19 protein-coding genes are annotated in these 20,152 nt (G+C 47.2%); 12 read left to right on the top strand and 7 right to left on the bottom strand.

Going from position 1 to position 20,152, the window contains the following annotated elements; translation table 11 throughout:
* The first annotated feature begins 8 nt into the window (after positions 1-8).
* The 3 genes from NDI34_RS08175 to NDI34_RS08165 all read left to right on the top strand — a co-directional run bounded on the left by NDI34_RS08175 (position 9) and on the right by NDI34_RS08165 (position 4,172).
* A complete protein-coding gene (locus NDI34_RS08175) occupies positions 9-1,427 on the top strand; it encodes a serine/threonine-protein kinase (protein ID WP_348232379.1) in 1,419 nt (472 codons plus the stop codon).
* 83 nt (positions 1,428-1,510) lie between these two features.
* On the top strand, positions 1,511-2,878 hold the full coding sequence (locus NDI34_RS08170) for a type IV pilin-like G/H family protein (protein WP_190986397.1): 1,368 nt from the start codon (positions 1,511-1,513) through the stop codon (positions 2,876-2,878).
* A 106-nt stretch (positions 2,879-2,984) separates the two neighbouring features.
* Complete coding sequence (locus NDI34_RS08165) at positions 2,985-4,172, top strand: serine/threonine-protein kinase (protein ID WP_190433299.1); 1,188 nt, start codon at positions 2,985-2,987, stop codon at positions 4,170-4,172.
* A gap of 22 nt (positions 4,173-4,194) precedes the next feature.
* Here the strand turns inward: NDI34_RS08165 and NDI34_RS08160 are convergent, their stop codons facing one another.
* On the bottom strand, positions 4,195-6,387 hold the full coding sequence (locus NDI34_RS08160; protein ID WP_348232378.1) for a recombinase family protein: 2,193 nt from the start codon (positions 6,385-6,387) through the stop codon (positions 4,195-4,197).
* Positions 6,388-6,431: 44 nt separating this feature from the next.
* Between NDI34_RS08160 and NDI34_RS08155 the strand changes: the two genes are divergently transcribed.
* Positions 6,432-7,808: a proton extrusion protein PcxA gene (locus NDI34_RS08155; protein WP_190986400.1), complete on the top strand. Its 1,377-nt coding sequence runs from the start codon at positions 6,432-6,434 to the stop codon at positions 7,806-7,808.
* Between the two features lie 61 nt (positions 7,809-7,869).
* Here the strand turns inward: NDI34_RS08155 and hpsU are convergent, their stop codons facing one another.
* The 4 genes from hpsU to NDI34_RS08135 all read right to left on the bottom strand — a co-directional run bounded on the left by hpsU (position 7,870) and on the right by NDI34_RS08135 (position 11,263).
* Positions 7,870-8,463, bottom strand: a complete 594-nt coding sequence (gene hpsU, locus NDI34_RS08150) for a hormogonium polysaccharide biosynthesis acetyltransferase HpsU (RefSeq protein WP_339380476.1) — start codon at positions 8,461-8,463, stop codon at positions 7,870-7,872.
* A 1-nt stretch (position 8,464) separates the two neighbouring features.
* A complete protein-coding gene (locus NDI34_RS08145; protein WP_348232377.1) occupies positions 8,465-9,418 on the bottom strand; it encodes a glycosyltransferase family 2 protein in 954 nt (317 codons plus the stop codon).
* Positions 9,419-9,469: 51 nt separating this feature from the next.
* The gene (locus tag NDI34_RS08140) at positions 9,470-10,432 is read right to left on the bottom strand and encodes a glycosyltransferase family 2 protein (protein ID WP_348232376.1); all 963 of its coding nucleotides are present in this window, start codon (positions 10,430-10,432) and stop codon (positions 9,470-9,472) included.
* 93 nt (positions 10,433-10,525) lie between these two features.
* Positions 10,526-11,263, bottom strand: a complete 738-nt coding sequence (locus NDI34_RS08135) for a hypothetical protein (protein ID WP_190430415.1) — start codon at positions 11,261-11,263, stop codon at positions 10,526-10,528.
* A gap of 304 nt (positions 11,264-11,567) precedes the next feature.
* Here NDI34_RS08135 and cobU point away from each other — a divergent pair, with 304 nt between their 5' ends.
* Together cobU and NDI34_RS08125 are read left to right on the top strand one after the other, a co-directional pair.
* Positions 11,568-12,122 (top strand): bifunctional adenosylcobinamide kinase/adenosylcobinamide-phosphate guanylyltransferase, encoded by a 555-nt coding sequence (gene cobU, locus NDI34_RS08130; protein WP_348232375.1) that lies wholly within the window; start codon positions 11,568-11,570, stop codon positions 12,120-12,122.
* Between the two features lie 113 nt (positions 12,123-12,235).
* A complete protein-coding gene (locus tag NDI34_RS08125) occupies positions 12,236-12,658 on the top strand; it encodes a hypothetical protein (protein ID WP_348232374.1) in 423 nt (140 codons plus the stop codon).
* A gap of 40 nt (positions 12,659-12,698) precedes the next feature.
* Here the strand turns inward: NDI34_RS08125 and NDI34_RS08120 are convergent, their stop codons facing one another.
* On the bottom strand, positions 12,699-13,655 hold the full coding sequence (locus NDI34_RS08120; RefSeq protein ID WP_190526345.1) for a ribonuclease Z: 957 nt from the start codon (positions 13,653-13,655) through the stop codon (positions 12,699-12,701).
* 432 nt (positions 13,656-14,087) lie between these two features.
* Between NDI34_RS08120 and NDI34_RS08115 the strand changes: the two genes are divergently transcribed.
* Positions 14,088-15,272 carry a SpoIID/LytB domain-containing protein gene (locus tag NDI34_RS08115; protein WP_242030465.1) on the top strand — a complete coding sequence of 395 codons (1,185 nt, stop codon included), beginning with the start codon at positions 14,088-14,090 and terminating at the stop codon, positions 15,270-15,272.
* Positions 15,273-15,402: 130 nt separating this feature from the next.
* The gene (locus NDI34_RS08110) at positions 15,403-15,627 is read left to right on the top strand and encodes a hypothetical protein (protein ID WP_190414362.1); all 225 of its coding nucleotides are present in this window, start codon (positions 15,403-15,405) and stop codon (positions 15,625-15,627) included.
* Here the strand turns inward: NDI34_RS08110 and NDI34_RS08105 are convergent.
* Positions 15,622-16,947, bottom strand: coding sequence for a hypothetical protein (locus NDI34_RS08105; RefSeq protein ID WP_190678757.1), 1,326 nt, complete (start codon positions 16,945-16,947; stop codon positions 15,622-15,624). The genes NDI34_RS08110 and NDI34_RS08105 overlap by 6 nt on opposite strands.
* A 68-nt stretch (positions 16,948-17,015) precedes the next feature.
* Here NDI34_RS08105 and NDI34_RS08100 point away from each other — a divergent pair, with 68 nt between their 5' ends.
* The 4 genes from NDI34_RS08100 (at position 17,016) to NDI34_RS08085 (ending at position 19,986) form a co-directional block, all read left to right on the top strand.
* The gene (locus NDI34_RS08100) at positions 17,016-17,663 is read left to right on the top strand and encodes a pentapeptide repeat-containing protein (RefSeq protein WP_348232373.1); all 648 of its coding nucleotides are present in this window, start codon (positions 17,016-17,018) and stop codon (positions 17,661-17,663) included.
* Between the two features lie 317 nt (positions 17,664-17,980).
* Entirely contained in the window at positions 17,981-18,502 is a 522-nt protein-coding gene (locus NDI34_RS08095) for a photosystem I assembly protein Ycf3 (protein WP_190414358.1), read from the top strand.
* 90 nt (positions 18,503-18,592) lie between these two features.
* Positions 18,593-18,883: an Asp-tRNA(Asn)/Glu-tRNA(Gln) amidotransferase subunit GatC gene (gene gatC, locus NDI34_RS08090; protein ID WP_190414356.1), complete on the top strand. Its 291-nt coding sequence runs from the start codon at positions 18,593-18,595 to the stop codon at positions 18,881-18,883.
* 113 nt (positions 18,884-18,996) lie between these two features.
* Positions 18,997-19,986 (top strand): glutathione S-transferase family protein, encoded by a 990-nt coding sequence (locus tag NDI34_RS08085; RefSeq protein ID WP_190678762.1) that lies wholly within the window; start codon positions 18,997-18,999, stop codon positions 19,984-19,986.
* Positions 19,987-20,152: the final 166 nt, after the last annotated feature.

Genomic DNA, 20,152 nt, shown 5'->3' with positions numbered 1-20,152 from the left:
AGGGCGAGATGCTGGAAGCACAGCAGGTATTGCAAGGGCGTTATCAACTTCAAGAAAAATTAGGACAAAATGCTGGGCGTCAAACCTGGCTGGCAACTGACATTGAGGCATCACCGCCACAACAAGTCATCGTCAAACTGCTAGCCTTCAGCCCCCAGATGCAGTGGGACGAATTCAAGTTATTTGAGCGTGAAGCGCAAGTTTTGAAAAATCTCGATTACCCCAAAATTCCCCAATATCGAGATTATTTTTCCCTCGATAAACAGGTTGGCGCTGGTTTGTGCTGGTTTGGATTGGTGCAAGAATACATTCCCGGTGCTTCCCTGCAAGAATTATTGAAACAGGGCAAACGCTTTACCGAAGCCCAGGTGCGGCAGATTGCCACCGAGGTGCTGAATATTCTCACCTATCTGCACGAGTTAAGCCCGCCGTTGCTACACCGCGACATCAAGCCCAGCAACTTGATTTGGGGAGAAGATGAACAAATTTATCTGGTGGATTTCGGCGCAGTTCAAGATTCTGCCGTAGCGGAGGGAGTCACCTTCACTGTGGTGGGAACGACTGGCTATGCGCCGCTAGAGCAATTTTGGGGAAAGGCAGTTCCGGCATCCGACTTGTATGCGCTGGGGGCAACTTTGATCCATTTGTTAACCGGCATCGCCCCGGCAGATTTGCCCCAAAAGAATTTACGGATTCACTTTAGCGACAGGGTTAGCCTTAACTCCAATTTTGTCCGGTGGATTGAAGCGATCGCCGAACCCGATTTAGAGCAACGATATCGCACTGCCCGTCAAGCACTGGAGGATCTCAAAGCCAATCGTTCTCTCAACGCCCTCCTGCAACAAATCCGTCAGCCTGCTGGCAGTCGCGTTCAGCTTTGGAAGTCTTCTACTCAGTTAAAAATTAAAATTCCTGGGCGGGGAATCTTGTTAGTTAAAGACATTCTCGCCTTTACAGGGAAATTAATGCTAGTAGCGACCTCCATAATCGCTCTATTTTTGCTGGGTTTGGTGCTGTTATCGCTGGCTTTCTCAATATTTTATATGCTCCTCTCCCTGTTGTCATCGCTTCCTACGATGTTTTTGTTCATTTTCTCCATTCTATTAACACTTATTTTGGGTCGGCTATGGATGAGCCTACACAATGAATTGTGGAAAATTCCCGCCGATTTGAAATGGCCCATACTCAACTATTGGGGAGATTATTGCATCGAATTCTATCAAGATAACTTTGTAATTAAAAGGGAATTGTTTGGGTTGAAATATCTTAGCCATCGGGGGAAAATTTCCAGCATCAAAAATGTTGAAGCAATTCCTTTAGAAGGAGTCGCTCTCGAAACTGGATTGCTGAAATACTGTTTCGCTCAGAACCTGACTGAACCTGAATGTAACTGGATAGCTCGACAGATCCAAGACTGGCTGAGATAGGAGCGAATGACCAAGGACCATCCCAAACTAGGTATTCGTAATCCTTCAATCCTTCAATTAGTAACTAACTAAGTAAAATTATCATGCTGCAAGCAGAAAAGATATTACAGGGGCGTTATCACCTCACACAACAACTGGGACAAAATGCAGGGCGTCAAACCTGGCTGGCAGAAGATTTAGAAGCAGAACCCAGCGAATCGGTAATTGTCAAATTGCTAGCTTTCAGCCCTCAAATGCAGTGGGAGGAACTCAAGCTGTTTGAACGGGAAGCTCAAGTTTTGAAAAACTTAAACCATCCCAGAATTCCGACCTATCAAGATTATTTTTCTCTCGGTGAACAGGCAGGCGGCGGCTTACCTTGGTTTGGATTAGTGCAAGATTACATTCCCGGCAATTCCCTGCGTCAGCTATTAGATCAAGGCAAAAAATTTACACCAGAGCAGGTACGCTATGTTGCCACGGACATCCTAGAAATTCTAATTTATCTGCACGAATTAAGTCCACCTGTATTACATCGAGACATTAAACCTAGCAACATAATTTTGGGGGAAGATCGGCAGTTTTATTTGGTTGATTTTGGTGCGGTTCAAGACCGTGCAAAGGCAGAAGGTGTCACCTTTACTGTGGTGGGAACCAGTGGCTATGCGCCACCAGAACAGTTGTGGGGACGTGCAGTTCCATCATCCGACCTTTACGCACTAGGAGCCACCCTAATCCACTTGTTAACTGGAACGCCGCCTTCTGAGTTACCGCAGCATCAGATGCGGATTCAATTTACCGATAAAGTTCGCCTCAATCCTCATTTCAGCAGTTGGATTGAGAAGCTTATAGAGCCAGCTCCAGAAAAACGATTTACCACGGCGCGCGAGGCACTTGAAGCTCTGCAACAAGTGGAAAATTTTAAAAGCTCCAATAGCGAAACAGAGGCTCCGTCAAAGGGCAATTCGGTTCGTTATGGTCGTTTAGTTCTTTTAACTGTGCTGCCATTATTTACTTTTATGGCTCTCATTGCGGCTATTGCTCTGCCAAGTTTTTTTGCCAAGCGGGCCAAAATTGAAAACTCAGAAGCGAAACAATCTGTTGGGGCGATGAATCGGGGTCAGCAAGCTTATTTTATAGAAAAAAATGACTTTTCTGATTCGGTTGAAAAACTAGGGGTTGGCGTTGAAAATAAGAAAGGAAATTACGAATATGCAACTCGTATGGTGGCGAGTAAAGCTGCATTTAACTACGCAATACCCCATCGTAATAACAAAAGCTATGTTGGAGGTGTGTTTATAGTACCTGCAAAATCCTCAGATGCTGTTAAGGGCAAGATGAAAACAATAGCAATTTTGTGTGAATCTAATGCTGTTGGTGCTACCAAACTACCAGAGCCAATTTATAACAATGGCAAACCAGCCTGTCCTGCGGGCACACTAGAGATACCAAAAGAGCAGATAGGAAGGTAGATAAGGGCGCTGTGACAAGATGAAAAACCGAATTATCAGTATACGTGAAGGCAAATACTAAGTTTCTAAATCCCTCATCTCAGCTTTCTACGGAAAATAACGAATAATGCTGCAAGCCGAACAGATATTACAGGGGCGTTATCAACTCAAACAAAGATTGGGACAAAATGCGGGACGACAAACTTGGTTAGCGACGGATATTGAAACTGAAGAAAAAAATTTAGTCGTTGTCAAACTCCTCGCATTTGGCGGCGAGGTACAGTGGGACGATCTCAAACTGTTTGAGCGAGAAGCACAAATCCTTAAGCAGTTGAATCATCCCCGAATTCCTAAATATGGGGATGATTTTTGTATCGATGAGCGATCGCTTTGGTTCGGGTTAGTCCAAGAACACATCCCCGGTACCTCTCTGAAGGAATTACTCGTACAAGGGAAAAAGTTCACTGAAAAGGAAGTCCGTAAGATTGCCTCGGAAATTCTGAATATTCTGATTTATCTACACGAGCTGAGTCCCCCAGTCCTACACCGAGACATCAAACCGAGCAATTTAATTTGGGGTGATGACGACAAGGTATATTTGGTTGATTTTGGAGCGGTGCAAGATAAAGCCGCGAAAGAGGGAGCTACCTTTACTGTCGTCGGAACTTACGGCTATGCGCCGATGGAACAATTTGGCGGAAGGTCTGTTCCAGCTTCAGACTTGTATTCCCTGGGAGCCACTTTAATTCATTTGTTGACAGGTACGGCACCGGCAGATTTGCCTTCTCGGAACTTGCGGATTCAATTTTCTGAACAGGTGAGCATCAGTCCCCCATTCATTAGCTGGATTCAAAAGTTAACAGAACCAGCTCCAGAGGAACGGTTCGCGAGTGCAAAATCTGCCCTGAAAGCGCTTAAAGAAGGAACAAGGATTAAAACTTCAACGGGTATCCAACCTTCAAAGCAACCAACCCTGGTCAATAATTCTGGGCAAGGCGGTTTATTGGATGAGACAGTACCAGTACCTGATGAAATCAAAGGTTGGAATTGGGGCGCATTTCTGATGCCTTATCTATGGCCTTTGAGCAATCATGTTTGGATTGGACTTTTAGCCTGGATACCGAGTATCGGTTGGTTGATGGGGTTCGCCCTCGGTTCTAAGGGCAATGAATGGGCTTGGAAAAGTAAAAAATGGCGGAGTATTGAACAATTCAAAGCCCATCAAAGAGGCTGGGCGATCGCGGGATTATTTATCGGGATACCGATGGCTTGGGCATATATCTGGATACTCACCCTTTTTCTCCATGCCCTCTAAAAACCTCGCCAAGATCGCGTGGTTAGCTGAGTGCATAATCAGGGTTCAAAGGAATTGAAGCATTGACTAAGGACAATAACGGGCCAGTTTGCTCCTGTCCATTGGTCGCCAAATCGCTATGGCACAGATAAATTCGCTCCCCCACTCGCCCCAGTAAATCCAGCAAAATCCGCCGCAGTCTTTGCTCATCTGCTTCTTGGGTATCTTCTTCGGTTAGCGCCTCTCCCGACCAATCCTTGAGAAACAAAGGGGCACCGTAGAGAGTGGCAGCACCGCCTTTTGACCAGAGGTGCGAACCGGCATCCAGCCAAAATTGCCATCGGTGGAACCGACGAGCCGCCCGATATTGGAAGATGGTTGCCAAAGTCACGGCGTGACGGTCAAGACCGAGGGGGCGCACGGGATAAGGGTTCGCGGTGACAGTACCGCGCCGCAACAAGCAGATAAACCGATCGATCGTGGTGTGATCTGGGGTTTCAATGCGATCGCTCTGCCGCAGCCGTCCATCGACTTCCCAGTAGTGTTGGGCGGTTTCCATCAGTTCGCGTAAGGCGGCTAGCTGGTCGTAGGGTAGATTGCTGCCTTTCCACAAAAACTGCTGAATTGCCCGGTCAAGCAAGGCGACGCAGTTGGGAATCAGACGCTGTTCCAGCTGACCTCGTTGCACTTCTAGCCACTGCAAAATCTCTTCATAAGCAGCACAGGCTGAGTGTCCCAGCCGATCCCAGCGGGGGAAATACGTCACCGGCAGCAACCTGGGTTGCTCTGGATCGGGGGAATAGCAGTAATCGGCTAATAAACCCGCCCTGACTGGGTCAATCTTGAAGGATGAAGGATGAACGATCGGGGATGAATGGGTGCTACCTCCTGACTCCGGACTCCTGAATCCGGACTCCTGACTCAGTACTACCAGCATTTCCGCCACGGCATCCCGGTCTACCAGCCGCCCCAAGCCTGGATAAACGAGCGCCAGCAGCGTCAGCAGCGCCCGGATCGTCGGGGAAGCATTCAGGGGACGCTGTTCGCTCAAAGTTTGGACGGGGATATCCTGGCTGCTGAGGATTTCGATTAAGGTATAGCGAGCGATCGCATCCAAACCAGGGGCAATCACTGCCACTTCCTGAGGCTGCACCTGTCCGTTGTGTATCGCCGTTGCGATCGCTAAAGCGGTTTCTCGCAACAACTGAGCGCGGGATGTGGTTTGAATCAACTGTACCGACTCTGGTAAGGTCAACAGAAACATGGGGTCGCTCACCGCTTCCACCACCGGCTTTCCGTAAAGTGCCGCCACACTGCTCGGTTCCTGGCTCAAAGTTTCTACCTGACAGCGCCACTCTAGACTGGCTAGATAATTTGGATCGGCGTTCAAACCGAGTCGCACTGCCCCATCCGGATTATAGGTAAAGGCTCCGGCTGCTCCTTTATCTAAAAGGAAGTTGAATAGATCGCAGGCGATCGCTGGATAATCATCCACATTATCCGCCAGTACTCCCTGATACCGGCAAATCAAGTGCTGCTGATAAGCTTCGTCTGGCAGTAGATAACGCCAATAAAGTTCGCAAATAATCCCATAGGTCAGCAATCCCCGGTCTAAACACCATTGCCGCCAATCAATCAGCAATTTTCCGATTTTCTCCCAGTCCGGGCGCTCCACTACCGGATCGTCGTCCCTGGCAAACCCTTGTTGATCTGCAAAACCTTGTTCGAGAAGACTGGGAATTTCCTCAATAGGTCGTCCTGCGATCGCGCACAGCTGCAACAAGTCCAGAACGCGACGCACCGAACGAGACTCGCTCACCCCCAAAAACTGAAGGCTACCATTATCCAACTCCGGACGCCACAACCGGGTGGCTAACTCCTGCTCAGTTTCTGGGCGCAGTCTAACTGGAAATTGTGCCCTAAGATTCAACCGCTGAATCAATAAAGGCCAAAATAAGATCGCCTCATCCTGAAAGAAACCCAAAGGCGTTTTAGATTGAATCGGATACCGCCCCTGTGTTGCTGTAGCCAAGCGGTCAGCTAATTCGCTCCGATTATCATCATTAGCCGCAAAGACTAAAATTGTCGGTGCCTGCTCCCGCCTTCCCGCCTTCCGACGCCAACCTCGCGGTTGAGATCCCCGTTCAACCCACTGGCAAAACAGGTTTACAAGGCGAGTTGTCTTTCCACTGCGAGCCGGCCCGACGATCCAGATGGTCTGCGATTGCGTTAACATTGCTAAACGCTGAGTGATACTTGTGTAATCGTTCGGTTTCTATTATGAAACTATCTTTCTTGTCACAGCTCCAATCTTACTTAGGAACTGCCAACCAGTGGTTTTCAGACACCCCAGAGAGAGCCTTGGATCGAGCATATAAGGCAGCCTTAATGATTAAGGCTTTGGAAGATGAGCATTTTGATGGTAAAAAAATCTCCCAAGATTGCCAAAAATACCGTGAAAATGCCATGTCTTATTTTGAGACAAAACTTAGAAATCACTTAAAAACTGCTAAATTTGGGCTGGCAGAGTTTCAGGCCAGCGCTTCAATAGTGACCCGTTCTAATCCAGATTTAACGAGAAAAACAAAACTGACCGGAGCGCCAAATTTTAGAAGAGAAGATTTTGAAATTCAAGATAAACAAGCCATAACTTTAGAAAAGCTTAAATTTATTGATGATGTTTTATCTAAATACAAGCCCGAAAAGGCTCGTTATTCATCAGCTTTAGTACCCGTAGCCCAATCTAAATCTGTAGAAGCGAACTTGAGAAATGTTGACCGGAATGAAGCCAAAAATCTAGTCAATCAACCACCTTTGTTTCCTACAGACCAACGAGTGGCTGAGGAGGCTGAAACAATGACTGATACAACCAGTTTTGTGCCTCGCTCAATCTTGAGTACGCTAGATCGGCTCAAGAGAAACTTTGACCCCAATTCAGAAGAAGAAGTTGTTCAAAGTTTTCGCACTTCCCAAACGAAAACCATCATTTCTATTCGGTTTATTTTAGTTTTAATCTTAGTTCCTTTATTAACTCAACAAGTCAGTAAAACTTTCTTTGTCGGACCTCTTGTCGATCGCTTCCGGGAGCCAAACAAAACTGAAATTTTCCTGAATGTGGATCTGGAAGAAGAAGCTTTTCAGGAATTGCAAAGATTTGAAGAATTACTAAAATTTAAAAGCTTAATCGGTGTAGCTCCTCAATTATCTAAGGAGGAAGTAGAAGAAGAAGTCAAAGAGAAGGCATTAAAAATTGGGGAGGAATATAGTCACAGAAGTGCCAACGCTATCAAAAATGTTTTTGCCGATCTAATTGCAGCGGGATCTCTTTACCTGTTGCTGCTTAATAGCCAAAAAGAAATTGCAGTTTTCAAAGCTTTTGTAGATGACGTAGTTTATGGCCTCAGTGACAGTGCTAAAGCTTTTATTATTATCTTATTCACTGACATCTTTGTAGGATTTCACTCTCCTCACGGTTGGGAAGTGATTCTGGAAGGAACGGCAAGGCATTTAGGCTTACCCGAAAACAGAGATTTTAACTTTCTATTTATTGCTACCTTTCCCGTCATTTTGGACACGATATTTAAGTATTGGATTTTTCGGTATTTAAACCGAATCTCTCCGTCAGCCGTTGCTACTTATCGGAATATGAATGAATGAATAATTAAAAATGCAAACTTAAAAATTAAAGAAAAGGGATTCTTTCCACCACTTTTAATTTCTAATTTTTAATTTCTCTAGGGTAGTGGGGACGGCAAGGACTGCCCCAGCAGACCTGCTGGGGTGGAATGTTACCGAAAACGCTGCTACGTGCCCCAATCACAGAATTCGCTCCGATTTCAACCCCAGGCGCAATAAAGCAATCTGTGGCAATCCAGACGCCGTTGCCAATCGTGATACTGGCTGTCATTAGCTTGAAAGCTGGGTCTTGGATGTCATGACTGCCGGTACAGAGGTAGCTTTTTTGGGAAATGACGCAGTGCTGACCGATCTGAATGCGGTCAAGGCTGTATAAAACGACATCATCCCCAATCCAGCTATAATCTCCGATTTCGATTTTCCAGGGATAAGTAAAGCGGGCGGTTGGTCGGATGACTAAGCCGCTGCCGATTTTTGCCCCAAACAGACGCAAAAGCCAGCAGCGGATACCGCTAGAGGGATGGGGAGTTAAGGGAAAGGCGATCGCTTGTACCAACCACCACAGCAAGACAAACCAACCCGGTCGTCCTCTGTCAAACCAGGATTGGTCGTAACGGCGTAAATCAACAAGAGATTCCGACGCGATCGCTGGCGGTTGTTCGCCTGGTTCCAACACCCTACACGCTTCCTTTTAATGAATCTGGCTGGGGTACGGGCTGGGGAGGCGCGGAGGAGGAAGCCGCTACGTTCAACTGACCGCCAAACTCCATTAATTCATAAAGTTTGACGCCAATTTGATACTCGTATTGACTCATCAACCGTGCATAGATGTATCCAGCTTTCCCATCCAAAAAGCCTCGCTGAATAATGTAAATCAAAATAAACCGAATCAACGGTTTGAATGGAAGGCGCACCCAAGTTTTTTTGAGATACCGCTTGCGCTGTACCGCATCCCCAAACAAATTAGCGCCAATCGTGCCGCTTTCGTCTTTGCCAGTCAGGATATTTAAATAAACGCGGGCTTCCCAGTTCGAGTAGCGGTTATGCCGTTCCAACCAGTGGAATACGTCCCGAAAGTCAATGTGCAGCATATCGTTTTTCAGATAGCCTGCTTTGCCTTGCAAAATGACGTGTTCGTGAACTTCGTTGTCGCCTGTGTTGCGGATTTCTTCTGTCCCCAAGTTTTCGTAGCGACCTGTTTTGTGCTTAAACAAACGCAGGTTCCAGTCGGGATACCTACCGCCATGTTGAATCCATTTGCCGAGGAAAAATACTTTACGGTTCAGGTAGTAGCCTTCGTATTCTGGATTCTGAATGGCAGTTGCAATTTCATCCCAGAGTTCGGGGGTAATGCGCTCATCACAATCAACAATTAGCACCCATTCGTTACTAAAAGGCAGATTGTCTAAAGCCCAGTTTTTCTTTTTAGGCCAGCGACCGTTGAAGTGAAATTGGACAACTTTTGCGCCGTAACTTTCGGAAATTTCAATCGAGCGATCGCTACTTTGGGAATCTACGACAAACACTTCATCAGCCCTGGCTACACTCTCCAGGCAAGCCGCCAGATTTGCTTGTTCATTTTTAGCGGGAATCAGAACCGAAACAGGAAGTTTGGAGGGTGTGGAGGTCATGACCGTGAAGGATGAAAGAACAATTAGAAATTAGCAATTAAGAATTAAAAATTAAGAATTTTCTTTTTCAATTTTTAATTCCGGCTCTGGGTTTTGCACTTTGAAAGGAGCAGATAACATCCCTTGAATTGCTGCACTCAAATAACCCACTTGACCGTAGGCATACACGAGATTATCGAAGCGTTGGGCGGCATCGCCAAAATATTTAACAGATTTGTAGAGACCTCGCACGAGTCGTTCGCCTCCTAACAGTAGCTGGCGCGGTCCTGCCTTACCAGCGATTTGTTCGCGGTAACATTCACTAATGCCCTGCCACCAGCCTCGGCTTAAAAACCAAGCCTGTTCAAGGCGTTCGGGGGAGACATTGTGGGCAACTAAGGCGTCAGGCAGATAGGCAACTTGCCAACCTAATTTGAGTGCCCGTTCTGTCATGTGTAATTCTTCATTTGATAACAAATTTTTTCCGACTCGACCCAGATTAACATCGAACCCGTCAATTTGCTCTAAAAACGTACGTCTGAGCGAGTAATTCAAGCCTCTGGGGGTCATACCAGGTTGTTTGATATAGACGATGGAATCTCCTAAATCGTATGCTCCCAAGCACCCAGATAGTCCAGGGGAAAGCCACAGAGGAGGCGAGATCCCATCGGGCCAGATTAAGGTAACTTTGCCACCCGCGATCGCTAGTTTTTCATTGCTTTGATAAGCATCATAGAGTGCCGACAGCCAAGACGGGCTAGCAACGGCATCATCATCTAGATAGGCGAGAATTTCACTTTTGGCTTCCTTGGCACCCGTGTTGCGGGCGACAGATAGACCCATAACGCCTTCGTAGACGTATCTTACCCCTGGTCGTGCTTTGACGATTTCGGATGTGCGATCGCTGGAGGCATTATCCACTACCACGACTTCAAAATCCGGAAAATCTTGATTCAGCAAACTATCAATGGCAGCACCTAAATACTGCTCTCGATTGTGAGTACAGATAATCGCAGAAACTTTAGGCTCTGTCATAAATTTGGGATTGGGGACACCTTAATTAAAAGTGCAAAATTACAAATTAAAAATCGCAGAAATTACTGATTTTCAATTTTTAATTTTGCATTTTTAATTCTCACTTAGATGACTATGTAGAACAACGAGTGTTTCCGCTAGTTGACTGAGGCGGGTTTCCAGATCCTCTTTGCGATTCAGCAGCAGGCGCAGCTTTTGATAACGAGCGATCGCGACACTCACACTCGGAATCTGTTCGGGTGGACAGGGACGCGACCAAAATTGACCATTCTCATCCATTCCTACCAGGCGGTATCCAGCCCGTGGAGATTCACAAGTCACCTTTTCATCGGGTTGATTGCACAGTTCTTCTACATAGTCCATCAGCTGGTGTACGGACTTGGCATGACCCTTGTCTACCACCTGACGCAGCGCCTCAACCCCAACCTCTGGTTCGCGGGAATGAGACTCTAACCAACCATCAACAATCGGCCCTTCTAGATAAATATCTTGAATTTGGCGCAAGGTTTGATGAAGTTCTTTCTGCCAACCTCCAACAATCGCTTCAATTTCTTGCAACAGGGTCATCGCCAAGGCAGGATTTGCAGCGTTCCGATGGTTGGTGAAACTGGGAGCTTTTAATTTTGGCAGGACGGGTGTCTTGCCAGATTGCTTTTGGTCAGAGAAAGCCTGTACGGTCATTGAAATTGAGCGATTGGCATCTGATGATGCCTCTGAACCCCACCCCTTCGGATCGGGCTGATCTTCCCAAGGGGACGGATTTTCTATGACAGGACTTTGATCAGCCAATCGATCCAGTGTTGTCTCAATCCGTTTTAATTCTGGTTTCATAGTTATCTGACGCCACTCCTGCAAATCAAACCTGTTAACTAACTGCCGCTAGAATCTCTAAAAGGTTGGGATTGGTGCTTTTCCTGGTATTTTTACTTGCTTTGTGTTTCTATTTTATTTGTTTATTTGTCTGGTAGGATTAACGGTCTCGATGCACAAAATGAAAATTTATGGGAAGCCTGACCGCTAGAATAACCCGGACACTGTACAGGTGGGTAAGATACAAATCCTGCCACTGTTGAATTTAACTTTAATGCACAACTCGCCGGAAACGGATAAAAAAGTTCTTTGCGATCGCATCTGAATGACTTCTGTTAAGCATTTAATCTTAGTGACTGGTCCAGCCCGTTCCGGGAAAAGTGAGTGGGCGGAGACTCTGGCAATGCGTTCGGGTAAGCCGGTTATCTATGTGGCAACGGCTCACGTTGACCCCAACGATCTAGAATGGCTGGCTCGAATTGAACAACATCAACAACGACGCCCTAGGGAATGGACAACGCTGCAAGTGCCGCTAACACTGGCGGCAACGATTCGGGCATCTCAGAATTCTAGTTGTCTCCTCGTTGATTCTTTGGGAACTTGGGTGGCGAATTTTTTAGACCAAGACGATGAATCTTGGGAGAAGACGTGCCAGGAGTTGCTGGAAAGTTTGGAAAGTAGCGTCAGTGATGCGATCTTAGTGGCAGAGGAAACGGGGTGGGGCGTTGTTCCCGCTTATCCCCTCGGTCGGATGTTCCGCGATCGCTTGGGAAGGCTGGTGCGTCGAGTGGGCGCGATCGCTAACCCAGTCTACTTAGTTACTGCCGGTCACGTTCTCAACCTGAGCCACCTGGGAACGCCGTTACCAAAATTATCATAGGCGCTAGCATAGAAAGACTTAAAGGCAAACTGGCAATTGCGAATGACTCATTGCTAATTGAGAAAAAGCGAGTTGTTCATTACCCTATACCTATTACCATTCACTCCTTTGCTATGGCATCTCAACACCAAGTCAAACAGTATCTTGCTTATTGGTTTCAGTTAGGCAAAAAAGTTTTGATTCGGAATGGTCAAGAAGCGCTGCTGCCGCAACCCGTGATTCGGGGCGATCGCTACTCGCAAGAATTTGAAAACTGCTGGCAGCAAATCCTCTCCCCAGAGTCGGGGGACTGCTACTTAGAGGGCACCGCAGAACCAATTGCCCAGTTGCTGACACCAGCATGGGATGTGTCACCCTGTTCTCGTTGCACCATGCCCGTCCCCGTCCGGACTGTAGGAATGCCGCCTTTAGCGTGTCCTTGTAACGATCTCACCGGCTGGCCCAACACAGAAGTTCCGCTACCGCGATCGCCCGTCAGCAGTCAAAACCGTCTCGTTGAAATACGCGACCGGCTGCGGAACGCCAGCGGTCTGTAAACAGTAACAATGCACAATTAAAAATTAAAAATTCTCTTTTTTAATTTTTAATTTTTAATTCCTCTTCCCGCCGCCGAGGCACCTCATAATTTAGAAAATCATAAGCCAATTCCGTACTCGGAAAAATGGCACGCGCTTCCGTAAGCAGGTCATCCAGCACAATGGCATTACCGGGGGCATAGCGGGGACTGAAATGAGTCATGATCAAGTGCTTAACACCAGCAGTATGAGCAACTTGAGCCGCCATCGTTGAAGTGGAGTGCAAGCGATCAAAAGCTAGCTGGGCGTCTTGGTGGGCAAAGGTTGCTTCGTGAATTAACACATCCGCATCCTGCGAAAGTTCTACCGCCTCGTCGCAATAAACTGTGTCGGTACAGTAAACAATTTTGCGACCGATTTCTGTCGGTCCACACAGATCTGCCCCATGAATTTGCCGCCCATCTAGCAGCGTCACAGTTTCGCCACGTTTGAGTTGTCCATAGACCCGACCCGGAGGAATTGAGAGGGCTGCGGCTTTTTCTACATCAAAGCGCCCCGGACGGTCTTTTTCAGTGACTCGGTAGCCAAAAGCAGTGACGCGATGCTTCAGGGGACCACAGGTGACGATAAATTCTTCATCTTCATACACCACTCCAGGCTGTACGATGTGAACCTGAACCGGGTAGGAAAAATGGGTTGAAGAGTATTGTCTGCAAGCACGCAGGTATTCATTGAGACCGGGGGGACCGTAGAGGTCAATGCGTTGAACATTGCCAGCCAAACCACAGGTTGCTAAAAGACCCATTAAGCCAAATATATGGTCTCCGTGCATATGGGTGATAAAAATACGGTTCAGTTGACCGATTTTCAGGTCACTCCGTAATAGCTGGTGTTGGGTACCTTCACCACAGTCAAACAGCCAGAGTTCTCCTCGTTGAGGTAGCCGTAAAGCCACGCTGGACACATTGCGCGATCGCGTCGGTACACCGGAGCTTGTCCCTAAAAAAGTAATTTGCATTTTGGCAAGAAAACGGTCACAAAGTCTAGGAATTGCCTTCCGTAACTATCCTGACACAGCATCTGGGGAACACGCAGTTCCTCTGAAGACTCAGGATAAAAGTTCACAAGGTTTATGAGTAGCACTCCGGCAGCAAACATGGTAAATATATCCACGATAAGAAAAGTCAGTGGGTTGTGCCAATTTATAAGCGGATCAGCTCTCAAGGGTCTTGAACTAAGGAACGTGGATTAAATAACTGACACTCATTCATCTTCATGTAAGGGCTTTTTCTGTGCCATACCCATACGCTTTTGAATTGGGACTTAATAAATCCACCTTCCTAAGAGAAGTTCAAGGACGGGATTCTTGCTCTCATGCTCAATTTAAGTGGAATTTAATAATGACTATCCCTAGCACTCTATTTGGCATCGTGTGAGGAGATTTTAATAGATGGTAACTAAACAGCTCCTAGGCAAACAGAAATCCTTCATGCTTCAGACTTCTTGCTTCATCTTAGGCTTCGGGAAGGCGTCCTCCGGGCGGCTACATCCTTCTAAATGGTGGCTGACTTTTTTGTTGTGGCTCATGCTGGTTGCTCCTACGAAAGCGATGGAACTGCGCGTAGCGATTCAAGAAGGCGTCAGCAAGATTACCGTGGGCAGTTCCACCAAAGCCGTAATCCGCGATAGTGCCGGTCGAGTAGTAGGGCAAATGGCGGCAATGGATGGCATGGAAGCCCGTCCTACAGGCGGTGGCGTGGCGCTGGGCGGAGAGCAAAGCACGCAACTGATAGTGGAACCGACGGCTGGCGGTTATGTTTGGATCGGCGATCGCTGGTATCGGGGACGCACTCGATTGGTTCGCACCGGCAAAGGACTCACCGCCGTCAACCAAGTTGATTTAGAACAATATCTTTACAGCGTCTTAGGCTCGGAAATGAGTGCTAATTGGCCTCTGGAAGCCTTGAAGGCGCAAGCTGTCGCCGCTCGTTCCTACGCCCTGTATAAGCGTCAAACTGCTGGCAATAGCGTTTTTGATGTCGGCGATACCCAGACTTGGCAAGTTTACAAAGGTCTGGAAACCGAAGCCGAGTCAACGCAAATGGCTGTAAATGCCACGGCTGGGCAAGTTTTAACCTACAACGGTCAAATTATTCTTGCTGTCTTCCACTCCGCTTCTGGAGGACACACGGAAAATGTGGAAAATGTTTGGTCGGAACCCTTGGCTTACCTGCGCGGCGTTCCTGACTACGACCAAGGGACACCGGGCTACCAGTGGCAGAAAAGCTTCTCCCGCAACGAACTTAGTCGGCTTCTGGGTGTAAGCAATGTTAAATCTTTGATACCGGAACGCACCACTCCTAGCGGACGGATTATGACGATGAAAGTCGTTGGAAGTGGTAGCACGCGGCGGATGACTGGAAGTCAGCTGCGTCAAGCACTGAAGCTTAGGAGTACGTTGTTCACGGTTAGCTCCACAGGAACGGGTTTTCAGCTCAACGGTCGTGGTTTCGGACACGGTCTTGGTTTAAGCCAGTGGGGGGCTTACAATTTAGCTCAGCAGGGGACAAACTACCAGCAAATTTTGGGGCATTATTACCAGCGCACCGCGATCGCTAGCATGAAAGTGCAGTAGAGGCGGGGCTGTTACCTCCCCAAAGTCGGGATGAGCGAAGCGGTAGCCACCAAGTGACATCGCTTCGCTCATCCCGGAGCGATCGCTCCTTGCTTTTCAGCTGACTTAATTAAACGCCAGAAGGATTGCTGTGAAAAAGTGGGAGTACCTCTTTGTTCGGTTTGACTACTTTGCAGGCGATCTCCGACCCAAAAGTGTCAACGAAAAAGACTTTCGAGATAAACAAGACATCCCACCTCTCCATGAATTATCCAATCAACTCGGACAGGAAGGCTGGGAATTAACCGGCGTGAATTCCCATCCGGGTTATGGTTATGGTTTCTTGATTTTTAAACGCCCCAAGGAATCTTTATGAGCCGCTCTGGTTGAGGCGACGCTGCCATTCTGCATCAATCTTATCGGCTTGCTCGATCTCCTGTTCTATAAGCTCGGTTTCGGTCGTGTAGGCTAAATCCTCGCGACCGATGACTGTTTTCGCAGCAAATTGTTGAGCATAAGCAATTTTCTTCTGCAAAGCGGAATTCGCTTGATTTAACAAGATGGCTCGTTCTTGTCGTTGTTGATTCCGGGCTTCAACTCGCTGATTTCTCCACTGAATCCAGAAATAGCGAATTAAGGGAATTGACAGGAAAGCGATGCCGTAACTCAGCAAAATCCAGTAAATTGACTGCACGAAGGCGATAAGTCCGCCGGATTGCGCTAATTGAACCCCTATCTCTCCCCGTAACAGAGAATTGAGAACTAAAGCACCGATAATATTCACGGCACCTAATCCCGCAGAGAGCATAATTTGTCCGCTATCGGCTTGGCTAAAGCGCCAAGGACGCTCTCGGAGATATGCACCCACTGGCTGCGAATTCCGCTCTTGGGCTGTAGTTTGTAATTCTGGGAAGTGATAGACGATTTCTCCGTCTGGACTGACTTCCGGTTGCCCGTTAAAACGGGTGAGGACGGGAAGCATATAATCTTCGTATTCTTTGCCCCAGCCTTTGCCCATGTCATCGAGATAAGGTGCGATTTGCTCGGCGGTGACAGCACCCTGGTTATTGCGGATTACAGTGGCAATTTCTTGCCAGCGGCGTTCTTCTAAATCGGCATTAGGATTCCCATCGCCAAACAGGAAGGAGAAGACGGCTTCTAAGAAGTTCATCTGTCTCTTGCCTTCGGGGGATGAGACACGACGCCGTTCGTAGCGATCGCTATAGTCTGGATAGAAAAACCACCAGATGTCAGGGCCAAACCAGAAGCGGGGCATAAAAACCATACCGCCGCCACCGTGATGACCGCCGCCGGAATCATCGCTGTCGCGGCTGCTATTGACGGCGATTAGAATAACTGCGATCGCGACAAAAATTAGGACAATGGAAGCAATCAGGATAATCCCGAAGGAAATCCGGATCAGGTAAAACAAAACTTTCCAAATTTTTTCCCACCATTCCTTCAGTCGCAACCGCAAGAACTTATTGCGGAGAACTGTCCGGAAATTCTTAGGGAAAAGGTAGACTATCTCGCCGGTTTCTGCTACCTGCAAGTGTCCACCGGCGTCGGATGCCAGAGCGAGTAATCCAGCCTGAGCCATGTTGACATTTAACCCAGCTTGGGTCGCCACATCGCCAACCGTGACACGGTAGCCCAGGTGTTCAACTGCTTGCATGAGGGTGGGATTGGGAGCCATGTGCTTTCCTCAAGGACGGAGGCTACTATCACCAGTATAAAATTTTGGCAAATTCCAGCAGGCAGATTATGAAACCCAGAACTCGCGCGATCGCTCTTAACTTATTCGCTGTTACCATCTGCCACACTGAACTGAAGCACCGCTTCGCCTTCCTAACGTGGCTGCCCGTTTTTCTATTCTCACTTCTGGGATTAGCAACACCACTCAAAGCAGCCAATCTGGAACACGTTCAACAGTTGCTAAAAACTAAACAATGTCCTCAGTGTGACTTGAGAGGTGCTGAGTTAAGAGATGCGGACTTAAGGGCGGCTGATTTGAGGCGTGCCGATCTCGCCGGTGCCAATCTCAGTGCTGCCGATTTAAGAGGTGCCAACTTTGGCGGGGCAAATCTAGGCGGTGCCAGCTTTATTAATAGCGACCTTAGCGGTGCCAACTTGAGCGGCGTTAATTTGAATTTAGCCGCGCTGATTAAAGCCAATCTCACAGGCGCTAACCTTGCCGGTTCTGAGTTGACGATGGCGAAGTTACCGGGCGCTGACCTCACCAAGGCTGATTTGCGGCAAACGAATCTGATCGGTGCTGACTTGAGCAACGCCATTCTCCGAGAAACAGACTTGCGAGGGGCGGATTTGCGAAATGCTGATTTTGAGAATGCGCTTCTCGAAGGCGTCCAGCTCAATAGTGCAATTCTCCCAGATGGCACTTTGCATTATTAAACCCAACCATAGTCAAGGGTGCATTAGCCTTACGGCTGAGCGATCGCCAAGCTTTAATTCCGTATATATAAGCGCACAGATTTCCATTCTCTAAATATACACAAGGACTAGTATTTATTTTGTATAAAATAATACGTCCGCTAAAAAACACTGAGAAACTCTGTTGATTGAGGAAAGAACAACAAATGCGCGATCGCATTTGTTAATCTCAATCCAGTTGACTCCCAGAGCGCGTTAAATTAGCTTAAAGAGCATCACTGAGCGATAAACTGACCACTCTACACTTTCCTAATTAGCGCAGCATTACAGAGCCGGATATGCCAAGAACGCAAAAAAACGATAACTTCATTGACAAGAGCTTCACGGTAATGGCGGATATAATCCTGAAAATCCTGCCTGCCAACAAGAAAGCAAAAGAAGCCTTCATCTACTACCGCGATGGTATGTCAGCGCAGGCAGATGGTGAATACGCCGAAGCTCTAGACAATTACAGGGAAGCCCTAACCCTAGAGGAAGACACTTACGACCGCAGTTATATCCTCTACAATATGGGGCTGATATACGCCAGCAATGGTGACCACGAGCAGGCTTTGGAATACTACCACCAAGCGCTTGACTGTAATCCTCGCCTGCCTCAAGCGTTGAATAATATTGCCGTCATTTACCACTTCCAGGGTGAAAAGCTCAAGGAAGATGGAGATCCCGAAGCTGCTGAAGCTTTGTTTGACAAAGCCGGAGAATATTGGAAACAAGCGATTAGTATGGCTCCGAATAACTACATCGAAGCCCAAAACTGGCTCAAAACGACTGGGCGATCTACGATGGATATCTTCTTTTAGGTAACAGGTAATAGGTAATCAACAAAAGAGAAAAAATTACCTACTATCTACTATCAAATGACCAATTACCAATAAGCCATTACCACTGTTATGATTGACCGCGAACAAGTTCGCAAAGTTGCCCATCTGGCTCGCCTAGAACTGACCCCCGAAGAAGAAGCCCAATTTACGACCCAACTAGGCAGTATTTTGGAGTATTTTGAACAATTAAGCGAACTTGATGTCAGTGATGTGCAACCCACAACAAGGGCAATTGATGTCAGCAATGTGACACGCCCTGATGAACTGCAACCCTTTCCCAACCGGGAAGCTATTCTCACAGGTGCCCCAGATCAAGAGGGTGACTTTTTCAAAGTGCCAAAAATCCTCAGCGCTGAGTAAGGTACTCGCCCTATTTTGCACCTAAGACCGATGAATTTTAGGTGAGAACCTGAACCAATAAGTGTGGGGCAATCTTCCTGGGGTTGCCCTTCATACTCTCAAAGGAGAACGTTATGGGTTTAGGTCTTTTGATTGATGGAAAGTGGGTTAGCGAACGAGAACAAGAAGACTCCCAAGGAAAATTTATTCGTCCATCAACAACCTTCCGCAACAAAATTACAGCTGATGGTTCTAGTGGCTTTAAGGCTGAACCAGGTCGCTATCATCTCTATATTTCCTGGGCTTGTCCTTGGGCGCAACGAACCGCAATTATGCGCCAATTGAAGGGATTAGAAGATGTTATCAGTCTCTCAGTCGTGGCACCCGAAATTGAGCAAAATAGTTGGGAATTCTCAGAAGAACCAGGTTCTATCCCCGATACGGTAAATAAGACTCGCTATTTGTGGGAAGTTTATCTTAAAGCGGATTCTAATTACAATGGGCGGGTGACTGTCCCAGTTCTTTGGGATAAAGAAACTACCACGATTGTGAATAATGAATCCCGCGAGATCATTCGGATGTTTGATACAGAATTCGATGATTTCGCCAAGTCTGAGATGAATTTTTATCCAACAGAATTGCAGGAGGCGGTTGATAAGACGATCGATGCAATTTACCAACCGATTAATAATGGCGTTTATCGAGCAGGATTTGCGACTAGCCAAGCCGCCTACGATGAAGCGGTGACGGAACTATTCGATGCTCTCGATCGTTGGGAAAAAGTGTTAGCGGAGCAACGCTATCTGTGTGGAGAAAGCCTCACCGAGGCAGATTGGTGTATGTTTACCACTCTCTTGCGCTTTGATGCCGTTTACTATGTCCACTTCAAGTGCAATTCACGCCGGATTGTGGATTACCCCAATCTCTGGAATTACCTGAAAGACCTCTACCAGGTGCCAGGGGTAAAGGAAACCTGCAACCTCGACCATATCAAACGCCATTACTATAAAAGCCACCCAAAAGTTAATCCCACCAGAATTGTTCCGAAAGGGCCGTTAATTGATTTTGAGGAACCTCATAACCGCGAACAATTATCGCCTAAAGCCAAGGCGATCGCTGTGTGATTCTTCATTTAAAAAGCAAAGTGGATACTACCCACCTTGCTTTTTTTTTAACTAACCTGAGTTCGGGATAAGGAGGGGACAAGCGAGTAAGCTAAAAGTCATCACACAACAGCTTTACAGGCTCGTCCCATGCTTAGTCTAGAAGAACTTTTTTGCTCTGTCGATG

Source organism: Trichocoleus sp. DQ-U1 (genome assembly GCF_039961925.1).
Classification (GTDB): domain Bacteria; phylum Cyanobacteriota; class Cyanobacteriia; order Cyanobacteriales; family FACHB-T130; genus FACHB-T130.
Note: the sequence above shows the minus strand (reverse complement) of the source record. Positions and strands in the feature narration are given on the sequence as shown.

Coding starts and splice junctions, on each gene's coding strand:
- cobU (WP_348232375.1), top strand. CDS start 11,568: ATGACTTCTGTTAAGCATTTAATCTTAGTGACTGGTCCAGCCCGTTCC.
- NDI34_RS08160 (WP_348232378.1), bottom strand. CDS start 6,387: ATGTTAACGCAATCGCAGACCATCTGGATCGTCGGGCCGGCTCGCAGT.
- NDI34_RS08105 (WP_190678757.1), bottom strand. CDS start 16,947: ATGGCTCCCAATCCCACCCTCATGCAAGCAGTTGAACACCTGGGCTAC.
- NDI34_RS08155 (WP_190986400.1), top strand. CDS start 6,432: ATGAAACTATCTTTCTTGTCACAGCTCCAATCTTACTTAGGAACTGCC.
- NDI34_RS08125 (WP_348232374.1), top strand. CDS start 12,236: ATGGCATCTCAACACCAAGTCAAACAGTATCTTGCTTATTGGTTTCAG.
- NDI34_RS08140 (WP_348232376.1), bottom strand. CDS start 10,432: ATGACAGAGCCTAAAGTTTCTGCGATTATCTGTACTCACAATCGAGAG.
- NDI34_RS08100 (WP_348232373.1), top strand. CDS start 17,016: ATGAAACCCAGAACTCGCGCGATCGCTCTTAACTTATTCGCTGTTACC.
- NDI34_RS08175 (WP_348232379.1), top strand. CDS start 9: ATGCTGGAAGCACAGCAGGTATTGCAAGGGCGTTATCAACTTCAAGAA.
- NDI34_RS08085 (WP_190678762.1), top strand. CDS start 18,997: ATGGGTTTAGGTCTTTTGATTGATGGAAAGTGGGTTAGCGAACGAGAA.
- gatC (WP_190414356.1), top strand. CDS start 18,593: ATGATTGACCGCGAACAAGTTCGCAAAGTTGCCCATCTGGCTCGCCTA.
- NDI34_RS08095 (WP_190414358.1), top strand. CDS start 17,981: ATGCCAAGAACGCAAAAAAACGATAACTTCATTGACAAGAGCTTCACG.
- NDI34_RS08170 (WP_190986397.1), top strand. CDS start 1,511: ATGCTGCAAGCAGAAAAGATATTACAGGGGCGTTATCACCTCACACAA.
- NDI34_RS08115 (WP_242030465.1), top strand. CDS start 14,088: ATGGTAACTAAACAGCTCCTAGGCAAACAGAAATCCTTCATGCTTCAG.
- NDI34_RS08120 (WP_190526345.1), bottom strand. CDS start 13,655: ATGCAAATTACTTTTTTAGGGACAAGCTCCGGTGTACCGACGCGATCG.
- NDI34_RS08135 (WP_190430415.1), bottom strand. CDS start 11,263: ATGAAACCAGAATTAAAACGGATTGAGACAACACTGGATCGATTGGCT.
- NDI34_RS08145 (WP_348232377.1), bottom strand. CDS start 9,418: ATGACCTCCACACCCTCCAAACTTCCTGTTTCGGTTCTGATTCCCGCT.
- NDI34_RS08165 (WP_190433299.1), top strand. CDS start 2,985: ATGCTGCAAGCCGAACAGATATTACAGGGGCGTTATCAACTCAAACAA.